This is a genomic window from Plebeiibacterium marinum (assembly GCF_026013615.1).
In the GTDB taxonomy this organism is placed as follows: Bacteria; Bacteroidota; Bacteroidia; order Bacteroidales; family Marinilabiliaceae; genus Saccharicrinis; species Saccharicrinis marinus_A.
Map to the genome: position 1 here is coordinate 1 of NZ_JAPDPI010000169.1, position 339 is coordinate 339.

The window sequence follows — 339 nt, forward strand, 5'->3', positions numbered from 1 at the left end:
CTAATCGAGTAGACTGCCGATAGGCCAATAGCCTATCGGAGAGCCTCTCACACCACCGTACGTACGGGTCTCGTATACGGCGGTTCCCTACACCATGGAAAATAAAGTATTACTAGAAGTTGTTAATGAATAATGCATTTGGTTGTACATTTCGGCAAGTGGAATGTACCCTCTTTTCAGTAAGCGTTCTACTGTGATAGTAGTACCCAATATAGGACTCTGAGCTATTGCCCATCCACCCATTCGGCTTCTACTCCAGGCGTAAGCCATACCATTATCGACGCCTAGCCTAATCAGGTTCTTCCTCTTTCTTTCTGGTTTCTTCCAATGATGCCATAT

At 45.1% G+C, this 339-nt stretch carries 1 pseudogene; it reads right to left on the reverse strand.

Going from position 1 to position 339, the window contains the following annotated elements:
* Positions 1-87: 87 nt before the first annotated feature.
* Positions 88-339, reverse strand: a pseudogene (locus OM074_RS21340) (group II intron reverse transcriptase/maturase); the annotation flags it as partial.